Source organism: Nocardiopsis flavescens (assembly GCF_900141985.1).
GTDB classification, from domain to species: domain Bacteria; phylum Actinomycetota; class Actinomycetes; order Streptosporangiales; family Streptosporangiaceae; genus Nocardiopsis; species Nocardiopsis flavescens.
On sequence record NZ_FQZK01000001.1, the window covers coordinates 258,828 to 275,069 of the forward strand.

Annotated in this window: 18 protein-coding genes; 11 read left to right on the forward strand and 7 right to left on the reverse strand. The window is 73.7% G+C overall.

Features of this window, described 5'->3' with window-relative positions; translation table 11 throughout:
- Nucleotides 1-240: 240 nt before the first annotated feature.
- From BUE45_RS01300 to BUE45_RS01315, 4 genes are all read left to right on the forward strand, one after another.
- Nucleotides 241-1,206 carry a carbohydrate ABC transporter permease gene (locus tag BUE45_RS01300; protein ID WP_073374048.1) on the forward strand — a complete coding sequence of 322 codons (966 nt, stop codon included), beginning with the start codon at nt 241-243 and terminating at the stop codon, nt 1,204-1,206.
- On the forward strand, nt 1,196-2,068 hold the full coding sequence (locus tag BUE45_RS01305) for a carbohydrate ABC transporter permease (RefSeq protein ID WP_073374050.1): 873 nt from the start codon (nt 1,196-1,198) through the stop codon (nt 2,066-2,068). Before BUE45_RS01300 ends, BUE45_RS01305 begins: the two co-directional genes overlap by 11 nt.
- A gap of 22 nt (nt 2,069-2,090) precedes the next feature.
- Complete coding sequence (locus tag BUE45_RS01310; RefSeq protein WP_073374052.1) at nt 2,091-3,392, forward strand: ABC transporter substrate-binding protein; 1,302 nt, start codon at nt 2,091-2,093, stop codon at nt 3,390-3,392.
- Nucleotides 3,393-3,661: 269 nt separating this feature from the next.
- Complete coding sequence (locus BUE45_RS01315; protein ID WP_073374054.1) at nt 3,662-4,513, forward strand: NAD-dependent epimerase/dehydratase family protein; 852 nt, start codon at nt 3,662-3,664, stop codon at nt 4,511-4,513.
- A gap of 12 nt (nt 4,514-4,525) precedes the next feature.
- On the opposite strand, the gene BUE45_RS01320 is transcribed toward BUE45_RS01315, so the two are convergent.
- The 5 genes from BUE45_RS01320 to BUE45_RS01340 form a co-directional block, all read right to left on the reverse strand.
- The gene (locus BUE45_RS01320; protein WP_073374056.1) at nt 4,526-5,167 is read right to left on the reverse strand and encodes a response regulator transcription factor; all 642 of its coding nucleotides are present in this window, start codon (nt 5,165-5,167) and stop codon (nt 4,526-4,528) included.
- 19 nt (nt 5,168-5,186) lie between these two features.
- Nucleotides 5,187-6,356 (reverse strand): sensor histidine kinase, encoded by a 1,170-nt coding sequence (locus tag BUE45_RS01325; RefSeq protein WP_073374058.1) that lies wholly within the window; start codon nt 6,354-6,356, stop codon nt 5,187-5,189.
- A 331-nt stretch (nt 6,357-6,687) separates the two neighbouring features.
- Nucleotides 6,688-6,858, reverse strand: a complete 171-nt coding sequence (locus BUE45_RS01330; RefSeq protein WP_073374060.1) for a DUF397 domain-containing protein — start codon at nt 6,856-6,858, stop codon at nt 6,688-6,690.
- A 295-nt stretch (nt 6,859-7,153) separates the two neighbouring features.
- Nucleotides 7,154-7,333: a DUF397 domain-containing protein gene (locus tag BUE45_RS01335; RefSeq protein ID WP_073374062.1), complete on the reverse strand. Its 180-nt coding sequence runs from the start codon at nt 7,331-7,333 to the stop codon at nt 7,154-7,156.
- A complete protein-coding gene (locus BUE45_RS01340) occupies nt 7,330-8,091 on the reverse strand; it encodes a Scr1 family TA system antitoxin-like transcriptional regulator (RefSeq protein WP_073375240.1) in 762 nt (253 codons plus the stop codon). The genes BUE45_RS01335 and BUE45_RS01340 overlap by 4 nt, the downstream gene beginning before the upstream one ends.
- A gap of 96 nt (nt 8,092-8,187) precedes the next feature.
- Between BUE45_RS01340 and BUE45_RS01345 the strand changes: the two genes are divergently transcribed.
- The 6 genes from BUE45_RS01345 (at nt 8,188) to BUE45_RS01370 (ending at nt 12,454) form a co-directional block, all read left to right on the forward strand.
- Entirely contained in the window at nt 8,188-8,472 is a 285-nt protein-coding gene (locus tag BUE45_RS01345) for a hypothetical protein (protein ID WP_143173229.1), read from the forward strand.
- Between the two features lie 253 nt (nt 8,473-8,725).
- Nucleotides 8,726-8,938, forward strand: coding sequence for a BldC family transcriptional regulator (locus BUE45_RS01350; RefSeq protein ID WP_073374066.1), 213 nt, complete (start codon nt 8,726-8,728; stop codon nt 8,936-8,938).
- A complete protein-coding gene (locus BUE45_RS33985; RefSeq protein WP_342745978.1) occupies nt 8,935-9,279 on the forward strand; it encodes a helix-turn-helix domain-containing protein in 345 nt (114 codons plus the stop codon). The genes BUE45_RS01350 and BUE45_RS33985 overlap by 4 nt, the downstream gene beginning before the upstream one ends.
- The gene (locus BUE45_RS01360; protein WP_143173230.1) at nt 9,269-9,922 is read left to right on the forward strand and encodes a hypothetical protein; all 654 of its coding nucleotides are present in this window, start codon (nt 9,269-9,271) and stop codon (nt 9,920-9,922) included. Before BUE45_RS33985 ends, BUE45_RS01360 begins: the two co-directional genes overlap by 11 nt.
- 247 nt (nt 9,923-10,169) lie before the next feature.
- Nucleotides 10,170-11,393: a threonine--tRNA ligase gene (gene thrS, locus BUE45_RS01365; protein WP_073374070.1), complete on the forward strand. Its 1,224-nt coding sequence runs from the start codon at nt 10,170-10,172 to the stop codon at nt 11,391-11,393.
- Nucleotides 11,394-11,488: 95 nt separating this feature from the next.
- Nucleotides 11,489-12,454 (forward strand): exonuclease domain-containing protein, encoded by a 966-nt coding sequence (locus BUE45_RS01370; protein WP_073374072.1) that lies wholly within the window; start codon nt 11,489-11,491, stop codon nt 12,452-12,454.
- Nucleotides 12,455-12,556: 102 nt separating this feature from the next.
- Here BUE45_RS01370 and BUE45_RS01375 read toward each other — a convergent pair whose 3' ends face one another.
- Nucleotides 12,557-13,702, reverse strand: coding sequence for a baeRF2 domain-containing protein (locus BUE45_RS01375; protein WP_073374074.1), 1,146 nt, complete (start codon nt 13,700-13,702; stop codon nt 12,557-12,559).
- A gap of 247 nt (nt 13,703-13,949) precedes the next feature.
- Here BUE45_RS01375 and BUE45_RS01380 point away from each other — a divergent pair, with 247 nt between their 5' ends.
- The gene (locus BUE45_RS01380) at nt 13,950-14,816 is read left to right on the forward strand and encodes an AraC family transcriptional regulator (protein ID WP_073374076.1); all 867 of its coding nucleotides are present in this window, start codon (nt 13,950-13,952) and stop codon (nt 14,814-14,816) included.
- Here the strand turns inward: BUE45_RS01380 and BUE45_RS01385 are convergent.
- Nucleotides 14,756-16,075, reverse strand: coding sequence for an MFS transporter (locus BUE45_RS01385; protein WP_073374078.1), 1,320 nt, complete (start codon nt 16,073-16,075; stop codon nt 14,756-14,758). The genes BUE45_RS01380 and BUE45_RS01385 overlap by 61 nt on opposite strands.
- Nucleotides 16,076-16,242: the final 167 nt, after the last annotated feature.

Consider the following 16,242-nt stretch of genomic DNA (forward strand, 5'->3'; position numbering starts at 1 on the left):
CGCCAAGGGGAAACCGGGCGTTGACACCCTTGTAACCCGGTGCTAGAAACTGAACATCCTAGTAGCTGGATAGCGCTTACCAACCCATAACCTGCGCCTTTCCGCAGTGTTCTCGGACACAGGGCCAACGGCCCCGTTCCACCCCCCTTCCCGATCAGATTGGCGGTCCGTGACCATGCACCCCGGTACACGTGTCTCCACCTCACGGTCGGAGCCCGCCCCGACAGGGGGCGGATCCCTGTGAGCGCGCTCCTGCAGCGCGGCACCCGCCCGGCCTCCCCCGCGGCGCCGGCCGCGGGCCGCCGGCGCACCGCGGCGCGCGGCACCGGCCGCCGCAAGCGCGAGTCCCTGGCCGCCTACGGCTTCCTGGCCCCCTGGTTCCTGGGACTGGCGCTCATCACCGCCGGCCCCCTGCTGGCCTCGCTGTACTTCTCCTTCACCGACTACAACCTCATCGGCGACCACGAGGTCATCGGCTGGGCCAACTACGAGCGCATGCTCGACGACGCCCGCCTGCACAGCGCCCTGCGCGTCACCTTCGTCTACGTGTTCGTGTCGGTGCCGCTCCAGCTGGCCCTGGCCCTGGCCCTGGCGATGGTCCTGGACCGGGGCGTGCGGGGACTGGCCCTGTACCGGTCGGTGTACTACCTGCCCTCCCTGCTGGGCGGCAGCGTGGCCATCGCCATCCTGTGGCGGCAGGTCTTCGGAGCCGAGGGGCTGGTCAACCAGGTCCTGGCGCTCTTCGGCGTCCAGGGGCCGGGCTGGGTCTCCCACCCCGACCACGCCCTGAGCACCCTGATCGTGCTCAACGTGTGGACCTTCGGCGCGCCCATGGTCATCTTCCTGGCCGGGCTGCGCCAGGTCCCCGCCATGTACTACGAGGCCGCGGCCGTGGACGGGGCGGGCCCGGTGCACCGCTTCGTGCACATCACCCTGCCCATGCTCACGCCCATCATCTTCTTCAACCTGGTGCTCCAGATCATCAACGCCTTCCAGACCTTCACCCAGGCGTTCATCGTCAGCGGCGGCACCGGCGGCCCCTCCGACTCCACCCTCTTCTACACGCTCTACCTCTACCAGGAGGGGTTCGGCGCGTTCCACATGGGCTACGCCTCGGCGATGGCCTGGCTCCTGCTCATGATCATCGGGGGATTCACCGCGGTGAACTTCCTCGCCTCCAAGTTCTGGGTCTTCTATGGCGACTGACACCACTGCCCCCGCCCGCGCCCCCCGCGAGCGCAGCGACCGCAAACGACGGCTCCTGACCCACATCGGCCTCATCGCCTTCGGCCTGGTGATGCTCTACCCGCTGCTGTGGATGGTCTCCAGCTCCTTCAAGCCCACCTCGGAGATCTTCCGCGAACCCGGGCTCATCCCCTGGAACTTCACCCCGGAGAACTACTCCGAGGGGTGGACCGCACTCGAATACCCCTTCCACCACTACCTGCTCAACTCCGCGATGGTGGTGGGCGGCTCGATCGTGGGCAACCTCATCGGCTGCTCCATGGCCGCCTACGCCTTCGCCCGCCTGGAGTTCCGCGGCAAGCGGCTGCTGTTCGCGGTCATGCTGGCCACCATCATGCTGCCGATCCACGTCGTGATCGTGCCGCAGTACATCCTGTTCGCGCAGCTGGACTGGATCAACACCTTCTACCCGCTGATCGTGCCCAAGCTCCTGGCCACCGACGGCTTCTTCATCTTCCTCATGGTGCAGTTCATCCGCGGACTGCCCCGCGACCTGGACGAGGCCGCCCGCATCGACGGCTGCGGCCACGTGCGGATCTTCCTGCGCATCATCCTGCCGCTGTCGATGCCCGCCCTGGCCACCACGGCGATCTTCACCTTCATCTGGACCTGGAACGACTTCTTCAGCCAGCTCATCTTCCTCACCCGGCCCGACATGTACACGGTCCCGGTGGCGCTGCGCACCTTCGTCGACTCCAGTTCCCAGACCTCCTGGGGCCCCCTGTTCGCCATGTCGGTCGTGGCCCTGGGACCCGTGTTCGGATTCTTCCTCGCCGGCCAGCGCTACCTCGTCAAGGGCATCGCGACCACCGGCATCAAGTAGAGATCGAGAGGACCCACCCCCCATGTCCCCCGTGAAACCGCGCCGCCCCCTGGCGCTCGCCGCGACCGCCCTCGCCCTGGCCCTGGCCTCCACCGCCTGCGCGGGCGGCGGCTCCGACTCCGAGGACGGCGTCGTCGAACTCCGCTACTCCTGGTGGGGCGCCGACGACCGCCACTCCACGCTCCAGCAGGTCATCGACATCTTCGAGGCCCAGAACCCCGACATCCGGATCGTCGGGGACTACACCGACTGGGGCTCCTACTGGGACAAGCTCGCCACCTCCACCGCGGCCGGCGACGCCCCCGACATCATGATGCAGGAGGAGCGCTACCTGCGGGAGTACGGCGACCGCGGCGCCCTGGCCGACCTGTCGGAGCTGGAGGGCCTGGACCTGTCCAAGGTGGACCCGCTGGTCGCCGAGAGCGGCGACCTGGACGGGGTCACCTACGGCATCGCCAGCGGCGTGAACGCCTACGCGATCCTGGCCGACCCGGCCGCGTTCGAGGCCGCCGGGGTGGAGCTGCCCGACGACACCACCTGGACGTGGGAGGACTACATCGCCCTGTCCGCGGAGATCACCGAGGCCAGCGGCGGCGACATCGTGGGCACCCAGAGCATGGCCTACAACGAGTCCGGCTTCCAGATCTTCGCCCGCCAGCACGGGGAGAACCTCTACGCCGAGGACGGCAGCCTGGGCTTCTCCGAGGAGACCCTCACCGCCTGGTTCGAGATGACCCAGGAACTGCTGGACAACGGCGGCCAGCCCGAGGCCTCCCAGAGCGTGGAGATCGAGGCGGGCGGCCCCGACCAGTCGGTGATCTCCGCCGGCACCGGCGCCATGGCGCACTTCTGGACCAACCAGCTGGGCGGCATCACCGAGTCCTCCGGCAGCGAGATCGAGCTGCTGCGCTACCCGGGGGAGAGCACGGGCGACCGCACCGGCATGTACTTCAAGCCCGCCATGTTCTACTCCGTCTCGGCCGGCTCCGACCACCCGGAGGAGGCGGCCCGCTTCGTCGACTTCATGCTCAACGGCACCGACGCCGCCGAGCTGATCCTGTCGGACCTGGGCCTGCCCGCCAACGTGGACGTGCGCGGCCACATCCTCAGCTCGCTGCCCCCGGCCGACGAGCGCAGCGCCGTGTTCCTGTCCGAGATCGAGGGCGACATCGTCGACGGCAACCCGCCGCCGCCCATCGGCGCCGGCCAGGTCGTGGAGATCACCAAGCGGGTCACCGACGCGATGGCCTTCGGCGACCTCACCCCCGAGGAGGCCGCCCAGCAGTGGATCTCCGAGGTCGAGTCCGCCACCGGCACCCAGTGACGGACGGCCGGCACCGGGCCCGCCCGCGCCGGTCCTGAGCACGCGGGGCCGCACCCTCACCGGGGTGCGGCCCCGCCGCCGTCACCGCCCCCGGGCGGGCGCACCGGGCGCCGGAGCACCCGCCCCGCCCCCCGGGGGCGCCGCTCCGACCACGCCCCTGCCCCGCGCCACCGCGCGGGCCGGGTGCTTGCGCGCGGGCACCGCACCTGCCAGCATCGCACCGCACCCCGGCCCAGGGGCCTGGTCCCACCCGGAGCGGAGCCGCCCACATGACCCAGACCATCGCCCTCACCGGGGCCGCCGGGAACATCGGCACCCTGCTGCGCCCCCGCCTGGCCCGCCCCGGCCGCCACCTGCGCCTCATCGACACCGCCCCCCAGGCCCCCGCCGCCCCCGGCGAGGCCGTCCGCGTCCTGCACGGCGACATCACCGACCTGGCCGCCATGCAGGCCGCCTTCACCGGCGCCGACGCCGTCCTGCACCTGGCCGGGTTCAGCCTGGAGGAACGGTGGGAGGACATCCTGGAGGTCAACATCCACGGCACCCGCCAGGTCCTGGAGGCCGCCCGCCGCGCCGGCGCCCACCGGGTCGTCCTGGCCGGCTCCAACCACGCCGTAGGCTTTCACCCCCGCGCCGACGGCGACCCCGGCGACTACCTCTTCCCCCGCCCCGACACCCACTACGGGGTGGGCAAGGCCGCCGCCGAGGCGCTGGGCTCCCTCTACCACGACCGGTACGGCATGGACGTGCTGTGCGTGCGCATCGGCTCCTGCTTCCCCGAACCGCGCGACTCCCGGATGCTCGCCTCCTGGCTGTCCCCCGACGACTGCGCCCGCCTCGTCGAGGCGCTGCTGGCCGCACCCTCCCCGGGCTTTCGCGTCCTGTGGGGGGTCTCCGACAACACCCGCCGCTGGTGGTCCCTCACCGAGGCCCGCGCCCTGGGATACGCGCCCGCCGACGACTCCGAGGTGTTCGCCCCCGCCATCGTGGCCCGCGAGGGCGGCGAACCCGACCCGCACCGCCCGCCCCACCACCTGCTCGGCGGCTCCTTCTGCGACCCCGCCCTGGACACCGACCGGCTGGAGGAGCGCCCGCCGCGCCGCGCCCGCCCCCGCGACTGAACCGCCGCCCGCTCACGCCCCCAGGTAGCGCAGCACCGCCCGCACCCGCCGGCTGTGCCCGGTGGCGTGGTCCAGGTCCAGCTTGTCGAAGATCGCGTTGACGTGCTTCTCCACCGCGCTCAGCGACACGTGCAGCCGCCCGGCGATCGACGGGTTGTTCCACCCCTGCGCCATCTGCTCCAGCACCTCCCGCTCGCGCGGCGTCAACCGCCCCAGCGGGTCCGCGCCGGCGTGGGCCAGCAGCCGCCGCACCACCTCCGGGTCGAACGCCGCCCCGCCCGCCGCCACCCGCTCCAGCGCCTCCAGGAACTCCCCCACCTGCGACACCCGGTCCTTGAGCAGGTACCCCACCCCGCCCGGCGAACCCGTCAACAGCTCGGTCGCGTAGCGGCGCTCCACGTACTGCGACAGCACCAGCACCGCCACCCGCGGGTGGGCGGCGCGGATCTCCAGCGCCGCCCGCAGCCCCTCGTCGGTGTGCGTGGGCGGCATCCGCACGTCCACCACCGCCGCGTCCGGGGCGTGCCGGCCCACCTCCTCCACCAGCGCCGCGGCGTCCCCCACCGCCGCCACGACCTCGTGCCCCTCCTCCTCCAGCAGCCGCACCAGCCCCTCCCGCAGCAGCACCGAGTCATCGGCGATCACCAACCGCACGAGCCCTCCACCCCTCATCTCACCCCGCAACGACCGCGCGCACCGTCGTGGGCCCGCCCGCGGGACTGTCCACCGACAGTGTGCCGTCCAGCGCCGCGATCCGCCGCGCCAGCCCGGTCAGCCCGCCCCCCGCCGGGTCCGCGCCGCCCCGCCCGTCGTCCCGCACCACCAGCTCCCACTGCCCGGGGCCGCCCCCCAGGTGCACCGCCACCCGCCCCGCCCCCGCGTGCTTGACCGCGTTGGTGATCGCCTCCCGCGCCACGAAGTACAGTGCCGTGGCCGGCACCCCGGCCGGTACCGGGTCGGCCTCCACCCGCACCTCCACGGGCAGCGGGCACCGGTCGGCCACCTCGGTCAGCGCCGCCTCCAGCCCCAGGGTGTCCAGCGCGTTGGGGTAGACCCGCCAGGCCACCTCCCGCAGCTCCTCCAGCAGCACCAGCGCCTCGGTGTGCGCGTCGCGCACCAGCCCCGCCGCCCGCTCCGCGTCCCGCCCCCGGCGGGCCCGGCCCAGCAGCATGGACAGCGCCACCACCCGCTGCTGCACCCCGTCGTGCAGGTCCCGCTCGATGCGCCGCCGCTCCTCGTCCACCGCCCGCACCACCTCCGAGCGCGTCCGGGTCAGCTCGTCGATGCGCCGCACCATCAGGTCCCGGGTGCTGGGCCCCACCAGGCGGCGCGCCAGCGCCCCCTCCGCGGCGCCCGCCGCCTCGGTGCCCGCCCACAGCAGCAGCCCCGTGCCCACCCCGAACAGCGCGCCCAGCGACAGCGAGGACACGCTCAGGCTGACCCCCGTCATCCGGATGTGCACCACCGAGGCGCCCCCGGTCAGGGCGTCCCACACCAGGCCCACCGCGAACAGCACCGCCAGCCCGCCCAGCACGAACATCCACACGCCCGCCGCCGCGGCCACCGGCAGCCGCGCCAGCAGGTACAGCACCCGGGGGCGCGCCCCCGGGTCCGGGCGTACCGCCCCGCCGTGGAAGCGCGCCAGGCGCCGCAGATCGGCGTCGGAGAGCCGTACCCCCCACCCCGTCCACACCGGCCGCAGCGGTGCCCACAGCGCCACCGGCGACGCCAGCAGCCACAGTAGTGAGGCCGCCGCCGTCACCTGCCCGGCCAGGGCGCCCGCCACCGAGCGCACGCACCGCCGGGCCGCCGCCGCGACCGGCCCCCGCCCACCACCCGCCACCGCTGCCCTCCGCTTCTCAGGCGTCCCGGTGCGAGAACACCGGTGCCCACTGCTGTCGGCGCCACCGCCGACCAGCACAGCAGTACCACGCCCGCCCGGCAGGGGCCGACCCCCGCCGGCACCGTCACCGGACCGGCGCCACGAACACCGTTGCCGCCACCGGCGGCGTCTCCGTCCGGTCGTACGGGCGCCGCAGCGGCCCCCGTATGTGACGGTCGGGCAAGGCCATCGGGTCTGCTCAGCCCGGTTCCCGGCCTCGGACGAAGGCACGGGCTGTGGTCGTGGACATGCGAAGGGCCCCGGGGGAACCCCGGGGCCCGGGTCGTGGGTCCTACTTGGTGAGGGTGGCGGCGAGGGCGGCAAGCCACTCCGTGCGGCTGAAGCTGAGGTGTCCGGCCTCGCGGTTCTGCGTGTCCCGCACGTCCGCGCCGTGGACGCCCTCGCGCGCCTCGACGCACTGCCCACTAGTGCTGCTGTAGCTGGACTTGTGCCAGTCGCTCAACGTAGTTCCTCCAGAGCTTCGTGAGGTTCCCGGTCGGGGAGTGCGGGTTGCACGAACCGCTTCCCTGGTTCCGTCAATCGTTCCATCCCCTGCCTCGCGATACACGAAATCGCCGTTCGCGTGATCGCTGGACGCCAGCGTGGAGCCGTCACGCAGGCGGAACATCAGCAAGGCCATCGGGGCTGCTCACCCCGGTTTCCAGCCTCGGACCGGTACGGGTCGCCAACGAAGGGAGGGACAGTGGTCTTGTGCATGCGAAGGGCCCCGGGGCTCCCCGGGGCCCGCGTCGTGGGTCCTACTTGGTGACGGTCGCGGCGAGGGCGGCAAGCCACTCCGTGCGGCTGAAGCTGAGGTGTCCGGCCTCGCGGTTCTGCGTGTCTCGCACGTCCGCACCGTGGGCGCCCTCTCGCGCCTCGACGCAGTTGGGCCCGTTGGCGCTATAGCTGGATTTGTGCCACTCGGCGGGGGTGCTCATACGAGACTCTCCAGGTATTCCAGGGACGACGCGGCGGGCAGCGCTTCCATGAGGACGGCGGTGGTCATGGCGTCCATCCGACCTGCCGATTCAGCGTGCAGCAACACCGTACCGTCCGCGTGGTCACTGAGGAAAATGCGTTCTCCTGACCGCATGCTGTAGATCATGACGGGGGCAGGCGGGACGAGCATTGTGGCTGTCGGGGGCGTCAGACATATGGTTACCCGGCCGGATTCCGCCCATGTCAGGAGGTGCTTCGCCTGGTCGCGGCAGAGGGCGGTCGGCAGCCCTCCCACAGCCATTGCCGGGAACACGGCCGTGACGGTGAGGTCTGGCAGCGAGGCCAGCCTGCCCGTGCGCAGGGCGATCAGGTCTGCAAGATCTTCCGGCTTCGCTGTGGGCCTTGCAGAGCGAAACACGGCAAGGGCGTAGCTTTCGCACTGCAGCAACCCCGGTACGCCAGCAGCGGTGATCAACGTTGCGTGCCGAGAGGCTGGTTCGATCGCTGCGAGGTCTCGTGCCCACTCCGGCAGTCCAGATCGAGACGTGTGAGCTTGCCACGCAGTGACGATTTTTCCGCCTGCATTGCATGAATCATCAAGTTTTTCCACATTGTCGCGCTTGGGTGGCGAATGTCCGTGCTCCCAGCGGTTCACGGAGGAAACGGACACGCCGACGCGCTTGGCCAGCTGTGTTTGCGTGAGCCCTGCAAGCTCGCGGTATTCAACGAGGGCCTCCGCGAAGGGGTTTAGCGGCATGTGCACAGGATGCCTGAAGCGTTCCGTGGACGCACCGCTATTCCCTGAATTTCCTGAACACTGGGAAAGTCGGCCGCGCGTGCTCACGCTGGGGACATGAGTCAGACCACACGTACTCCCGTTGCCTCTGATGCCGAGACCTCTCTCATGGCCCTGCTCTCCGCGTGCCGCCGCCGGGGGCTGAAAGCCGAACCAGACCCCGCGATCACCGGCGGAGTCGTCGTCTCGCACCACTCCCGCGTGGTCACCCTGCGCCTCATGGCCCACCGCTGGTACCGCCCCGCCCCCGACCAGACCGGTACCGCCGTGAACATGGGCGCCCGCGGGGCCGAGGACGTCATCGCCCGCCACCTCACCGACGAACTCATGGGGTACCTGTGAGCGCCCCGGAAGGCCTTTCCTTCGCCGAGTTCGCCAGGCTGACGCGGCCCCGGCGCCGCCCGGTCCCTGCGCCCCGGTCGGCGGAGCGGCCTGCGCTTCCTCGCCGCAACGCGGCCTTGCCTGCCTGTCCTCCGCATGACTGGCAGCGGGCGACGGGTGCGCGTACCCAGCGCTGTCGCCGGTGCGGCGTGACCCTGAACGTCCCCTGACCCTCCGCCCTTCCGACGCTCCCGACTGCGGGAAAGGACACCCGATGCACACCCCTGAACCCGAGCCGCCGTTCCCGCCCCTGCCGGAGCTGGTCACCCCGGGCGAGGTCGCCGCGCTGTTCGGCGTGGACGCCAAGACCGTGACCCGGTGGGCCCTGTCGGGCAGGCTCCCCGGCGTACGCACCCCCAGCGGCCACCACCGGTTCCGCCGCCACGACATCGACCGCCTCCTGCACCAGAGCGGGTCCACCCCGTGACCCGGCCCGGACCGCCCGAGGTCCTCACCTCCGGCGAGGTCGCACAGATGCTGCGCGTCACCGCGGTGACCGTCGCCCGCTGGGCCGACACGGGCAGACTCACCTCCTTTCGCACCCCGGGCGGGCACCGCCGCTTCCTGCGCGCCGAAGTGGAGGCGTACCTGGTCCCCGAAACCGTCGGCACCGCGGCGACAGCGCTAGACCCGCCGCACCCTGGACCCGGGCACGCCGCCCACACGCCCCGCGACGCGACCGCGACACCGGTCGGGGAACCGGACGCCGCGCGGACCACCGGCGCCCCTTCCGGCATGGACACGGTCTGGAGCACTCTTGAGCACTGAGTCCCGACCGGACCCGCACGGACGCCCCCTGCCCGGCGAGGTGACCGTGTGCCCGGCCTGCGGGCGTTCGCGCCGGCACCGCAGTGCCCGTTCCCGGTGCTCCTGCATTCCCGAGGGGTTCTGGGACGATCCGCGGCTGCGGGCCCTGGCGCAGGCCGGTGACCTGCGCGGCGTCCTCACCGCCCTGTACGGCCCGCCGTGGTACCTGTCCCAGCGCACCCTGGCCCGCCTCACCGGGCGGGGCCAGACCACGATCGGCAGGGAGCTGCGCGGCCTGACCTGCCTGACCTCCCTGGCGCTGATCCGCCAGAGCCTGGCCAACCTGGGAGCCCCCCGGATGTGGTGGGACACCGCGCCACCGCTCCCGGAAAGGTCTGCCACCGACCCGCCCTCGCCCGGGACCGCCCCGCCCCCGGGAGGGGGTGCGGCACCGGACCCCGGGCAGGAGGGAGCGGCGGTGGTGATCAGCGCACCGGTTCCGGTGCAGGTGCGCACCGCGGGCCCTGCCGGGACCGGCCCCGGCCCGGTGGCGGCTCTGGTCGCCGCCCCCGGCAGCCTGGTCGTGGTGGTGGCCTCCGGTGCGGCCTGGACCCTGGACACCCGCCCCGGGCACACCACCCTCCGCATCGCCCTCGACGGCTGAACCCCGGCCGCACCCGCACGGGCGCTCCCGCCCGGTGCCCGCCCCATCGGACCGGGGGCGCGGTTTTGCGCGGGACAGGACCCGCACCCCTCTGCTACGGTCGCGGCATGACGCAGCGCGCCCACAGCACGACGACGCCGGAGATGCCACCGGCGCGCTGACTCGTGTACCCAACGAAGCCCCGGGGCGGACCGCCCCGGGGCTTCGCGCATCCGGTGTTCCGCCCCCGCACCCTCGGGAGGAACCCGTGACCACCGTCGACCACCGCCGCCTGGGCCGCGACCTGCACCTGTTCGGCACCGACCCGCTCATCGGCGCCGGACTGCCCTTCTGGCTCCCCGACGGCGCCACCGTCCGCCACACCCTGGAGGAGTACGTGCGCGGCCTGGAACGCGACGCCGGCCACGTGCACGTGTACACCCCGGCCCTGGGCAAACTCGCCCTCTACGAGGCCTCCGGGCACTGGTCCCACTACCGCGAGGCGATGTTCGCGCCCCTGGAGGACGGCGCCGACCCGCTCGTGCTGCGCCCCAGCCTGTGCCCGCACCACGCCCTCCTCTACCGGTCCCGGTCCCGCAGCCACCGGGAGCTGCCCCTGCGCGTGGCCGAGATCGGCGACATGTACCGCCAGGAGCCCTCCGGGTCCCTGGGCGGGCTCACCCGCGTGCGCGCCATCCGCCTCAACGACGCCCACGTCTTCTGCACCCCCGACCAGGTCGTCACCGAGACCGCCGCCGCCCTGGACCTCATCGCCCGCGCCCACCGCGCCCTGGGCATCACCCCCGCCCGCCACCGGCTCTCCCTGCCCGGGCCGGGCGGAAAGTACGCGGGCGACACCGCCCGGTGGGAGCGGGCCACCGCCCTGCTCACCGCCGCCCTGGAACACACCGGACAGGACTGGGAGGAGGCGCCCGGCGAGGCCGCGTTCTACGGGCCCAAGATCGACGTGCAGATCACCGACCCGGCCGGACGCGAGTCCACCCTGTCCACCGTCCAGGTCGACCTCCACCAGCCCGAACGCTTCGACCTGCACTACACCGGCCCCGACGGGGCCCGCCACCGGCCCGTCATGGTGCACCGCAGCCTCATCGGCAGCGTCGAGCGCGCCGTCGCCCACCTCGTCGAGGTGCACCGCGGCGCCTTCCCCGCCTGGCTGGCCCCCCTCCAGGCGGTCGTCCTGCCGGTCTCCCCCGACCAGGAGCGGGCCGCCGCCGACCTGGCCGGCCTGGCCCGTCGGCGCGGCCTGCGCGCCGACACCGCCCCCGCCCACCGCGGCCCCCTGGGAGCCCGGATCCGCGAACACCGCCTGGTCCCCTACCAGCTGGTCGTCGGCGCCCGCGAGGCCGCCGAGGGCACCGTGGCGGTGCGCCTGCGCGACGGCCGCCGCCTGCCGCCCCTGCCGGTGAAGGAGTTCTGCGACCGGGCCGCCGCCCTGGCCGCCCGGCACACCACCGCCCTCTGGGACGCCTGAGAGAACCCGCCGCCGGGGACGGGCCCGTTCGGTCCCCGGCGGCGGAATACACCGGTAGCCTCGACGCGTCACACGTGTGCGGGGAGGGGACAAGGGTGTCGGACAGCTGGACCGCGATCGACTTCGAGACCGCCAACCAGGACCGGGGCAGCGCGTGCGCCGTCGGCCTGGTCAAGGTGCGCGACGGCGTGATCGAGGACCGCCACACCACACTGATCCGCCCGCCCGCGGGCCTGGACTTCTTCTCCCGCCACAACATCGCCGTCCACGGCATCACCCCCGACGACGTCGCCGACGCCCCCTCCTGGGAGGCCGTGCACGCCCGCATCGTGGAGTTCGCCGACGGCGGCCCCCTGGTCGCCCACAACGCCCCCTTCGACATGGGCGTGCTCACCCAGGCCTGCGCCCGCACCGGCCTGGCCAGCCCCGCCTGGGCCTACGCCTGCACCCTGGCGCTGTCCCGGCGCACCTGGACCGAGCTGTCGGACCACCGCCTGCCCACCGTCAGCGCCCACATCGGCCACCTCCTCACCCGCCACCACCGGGCCGACGCCGACGCCGAGGCCGCCGCCCGCATCGCCATCGCCGCCATGGCCCGCCACGGCACCACCTCCCTGGCCGACCTGGCCCGCTCCGCCGGCAGCGGGCTGCGCCGCCTGGCCGCCGCCGCGGCCCCCGCCGTCCCCCTGCCCGCCCCCGTGCGGGAGGCGCCCGGCCAGGACCGCTTCGCCCGCTGGCAGCGCGACGCCCAGGCCGCCCTGCCCGAGCCCGCACCCGACGCCGACCCCTCCGGCCCCCTGTACGGCAAGGTCGTGTGCGTCTCGGGCGATTTGGAGTCCATGGACAAGCCCGAGGTGTGGCGGCGCATCGCCGAGGCCGGCGCCACCCCCGCCAAGAACGTCACCAAGAAGACCGACGTCCTGGTGACCGGCGCCCACGACGGCCCCGGCATGACCTCCAAGCACCGCCAGGCCCAGACCTACGCCGAACGCGGCCAGCGCATCGCCTTCCTCACCGAGGCCGACCTGCTCCTCCAGCTGGGCATGACCACCGGCTCCTGACCCCGCCCCGACCGGACACCGAAGAACAGCGGAAGGGGGCCGCCCGCACCGCGGACGACCCCCCCTTCGCGCGCGCCGGCCCGCCCCGGGCCGGCCGCCCGCTCACCGCTCCGAGCGCTGGCGGGGAAAACGCAGGATCGCCCCGCTGCCCGCCGAGGGCTCCCCCTCCTTCAGCACCTCCGCGAACCCGGCGTCGGACATCACCGCCGAGCGCAGCATCAGCGCGCTGGCCGGGGCCTGGAACGCCGCCTGCTCATCCCCCAGCGCCCGCGGCTTGGCCGCCACCAGCACCGGCTCGGTGAGCGACCCCCACAGGTCGCCCTCCCCCTCGCGCTCGGCGCCCAGCAGCAGCGTGCGCACCCGCGCCTCCGACAGCATCGGCAGCGTCTGCCCGGTCCCGCTCACCGCCTGGTCCCGGCCCAGCCGCTCCTCGAACTCCTCCACCGCCTCCACCTGCGCGTTCAACACGAACTCGCGCAGCGCCCGGGCGGCCTCGCGGTGCAGCCGCTCCTGGGCGTCACGGCCCCCGCGCCCGCCCGACACCACCTGGATGGGCAGCGACAGGCGGCGCTCACCGATGTTGTCGCGCAGGTAGGAGATCGCCTCGTCGTCCCCGCCCACGATGATGATGCTCGCCCCGACCTCGGCCACCGCCTCGCGCACGATGTCCGCCAGCCGCGCCGTGTTCTCCCGCCACGTCTCCAGCGGGTACTGCTTGCGGACGTAGTCGCCGTTGTAGCCGCCCAGGCTCCCGGGCCCGCCGCGCCCCATCGTGTCGATGTCGTGCAGGTCGGCGCCGACGAAGTCGCGCTCCGACACCGGCCGCGGGTCGGGGTCGCCCCCGTAGGCGAACACCTTGGCCTTGACCCGGTCCAGGGCCACCAGCACGTACGGCAGGTGCCGGCCCCGGTCCACCACCACCGGCAGCACGTCCGGCACCGGCGACCACAGCGCGCTGTCGCGCAGCGGCGGATCACCCAGCGTGTACTCCCCCAGGAGCCTGCCCTGCGAGGCGAAGAGCGCCTGGCCGTGGTCGCCGAAGGCCCGCGAGGCACCCTCCCCGACCGCCTCCTCCAGCACGTCCAGGGTGGCCTCGTCGGCCCCCTGACCGCTCAGCCGCTCGCGCAGGTGGCGCCAGCGCAGCTCGGTCTTCTTGTCGGCGTCGGTGGTGTCGCGGCTGGTGTCCAGGTGCACCGAGGCCACCGGGGCGTCGTTGTCGTACAGCGGTCGCAGAAAACCAAGGTCCATGTATCCGCGGGACGCGGGTCGGGCCCCCGCCCCGCCCACCTCCTTCTCGTGGTCGGCCTGTCGCGGCCATCCTCAAGGGACGGTGATGCCACCGTAACCGCCCACGTCGGGGGTCACGCAAGTCCTTGCCCAACGATGCCCCGCCCTTGCCCGAAGCCGGGCGGACCCGACACCACCCGCACCCGCGCTGTCGGGCGCACGCCCCGCGCCGGCCCGTAACGTCGGGGGCGAACGAGAGGAGGGGACCGTGCTGGAGGCACTGAACCGGGCCCTGGAGCTGGTCGAGGAGGACACCGCGCACCCGGTGGACACCGCCCGGATGGCGCGCCTGGCGCTCACCTCGGAGTACCACCTGCGGCGGCTGTTCACCGCCCTGGCGGGCATGCCCCTGTCGGAGTACGTGCGGCGGCGCCGCCTCACCCTGGCCGCGGTGGAGGTCGTCGACGGCGACGCCACCCTGCTCGACATCGCCGTCCGCCACGGCTACACCTCCGCCGAGGCCTTCGCCCGGGCCTTTCGCGCCCAGCACGGGGTGGGCCCCGGCCACGCCCGGCGCACCGGCGCCGTCCTGACCTCCCAGCCGCGGATGACGTTCCGCCTGACCGTGGAAGGGGGTACCGCCGTGCGGTACCGCATCGTCGACAAGGAGCCGTTCCGGCTCGTGGGGTACCGGGCCCGCGTACCTCTGGTGTACGAGGGCCACAACCCGCAGATGGACGCGTTCGTGCGCGGCCTGGGCGAGGACCACTGGGGACTGCTGGCCGCCCTGTCCGACGGCGAGCCCGGCGGGGTGGTCTCGGTGGTCGACGCCATCGAGCCCGAACGGGAGGAGGGCAGCCTGCTGGACTACTACCAGGCGGCCGTGACCACCGCCCCCGCGCCCCCGGGCACCGACGTACTGGAGGTCGCCGCCCGCACCTGGGCGGTGTTCCCCTTCACCGGGGCCTCCTTCCCCGAGGGGATCCAGCGGGTGTGGGCCGACGCCTTCGGCCAGTGGTTCCCCTCCCACCCCACCCACCGCAGCGCCCCGGGCCCCGAACTGCTCACCGTCGACTACGACGAGGACGGGTCCACGGCCTCCGGGGAGCTGTGGCTGCCCGTCGAACGCCTCTGACCGGGCGCGGCGGCCTCGGCGGCACGCACCGCCCGCGTGGTCAGCACGGCCGCCGAGGCCGCCGCCAGCACCAGGCTCAGCGCCCCGGCCGCCAGCAGCGGAGCCGACAGGGCCCACACCCGCCCCACCGCCGGCTCCAGGCCCGCCGCCAGGGCCCCGGCCGCCAGCGCCCCCACCGGGACGGTGCCCCAGCCCACCGTCCGGTAGGCGGCCAGCACCCGCGACAGCAGCCGGTCCGGGACGATGCGCTGGCGCAGCGACACCGTCAGCACGTTCCACCACATCGTGAAGAACCCCACCGCCACGAAGCACACCGCGAACACCCACACCTGCTGCGCCAGGCCCACCAGCAGGTACCCGCCGCCCTGCACCGCCAGCGCGGCGGCCAGCGCCGCCCCCGGCGGCACCAGGGCCACCAGCCGGTGCACCACTTGGGCGCCCAGGACCATCCCCGCCGACACCGCCGTCATCAGCAGCCCGTACCCGGCCGCGCCCACCCCCAGCACGTCGCGGGCGAACAGCACCAGCACCGCGAGGTTCATCGCCGCCGCGAAGTTGGACAGCGCCAGCAGCACCGCCAGGGTGCGCAGCACCCGGTGCCGCCACAGCCACCGCAGCCCCTCGCCCACCCCCGACCACAGCGACGGCGCGGGCCCGGGCGCGGGAGCGGGGGCGAAGTCGCCGCGCAGGGCGAGCAGCACCCCCACCGCCCCCGCCGCCAGCAGCGCCTGGGCCCCGAACGCGGCCGCCGCCCCCGCCGCCAGCAGCACCCCGGCCACCGGGGCGCCCACGAACCGGTTGGCGATCTCCTCCACGCTCCACAGCACCCCGTTGGCGCGCTCCAACCGCTCGCGCGGCACCACCATCGGCATCACCGCCTGCGCGGTGTTGTCGAAGAACACCTCGCACGCCCCCACCAGCAGCGCCGCGGCCACCACCACCGGCACCGTCGCCGCCCCCGCGGCCACCAGCGCGGTCAGCGCCAGCAGCACCGCGGCCTTGCCGGTCCCGGCCGCGACCATCAGCCGGCGCCGGTCCACGCGGTCGCCCACCGCCCCGGCCACCAGCGCCCCCAGCCAGGGCAGCCGCCCGGCGGCGGCGACCACCGCCACCGCCACCGGGTCGCCGGTCAGGGTGGCGGTGTACCAGGGCAGGGCCACCAGGGCGATGCCGTCGCCCAGGTTGCCCAGCAGCCCGGCGCCCAGCAGGCGGGCGTAGCCCGGGCCCAGGGCAGGGGGAGCGGTACGGGGTGCGTCCACGGGGGTCCTCGCCGTCCGGGGAAAGAGGGGGTCGGCGCCATCGTGGCACGGGCCCCCGCCCCGCAGGGAGCCTTTCTGCGGACGGCAGAGGACCGCCCCCGCACAGCAGGACGGGCGAAACCGAACAAACGTACATGTACAGTTGTACACCTACGTTCGTCCTCCGA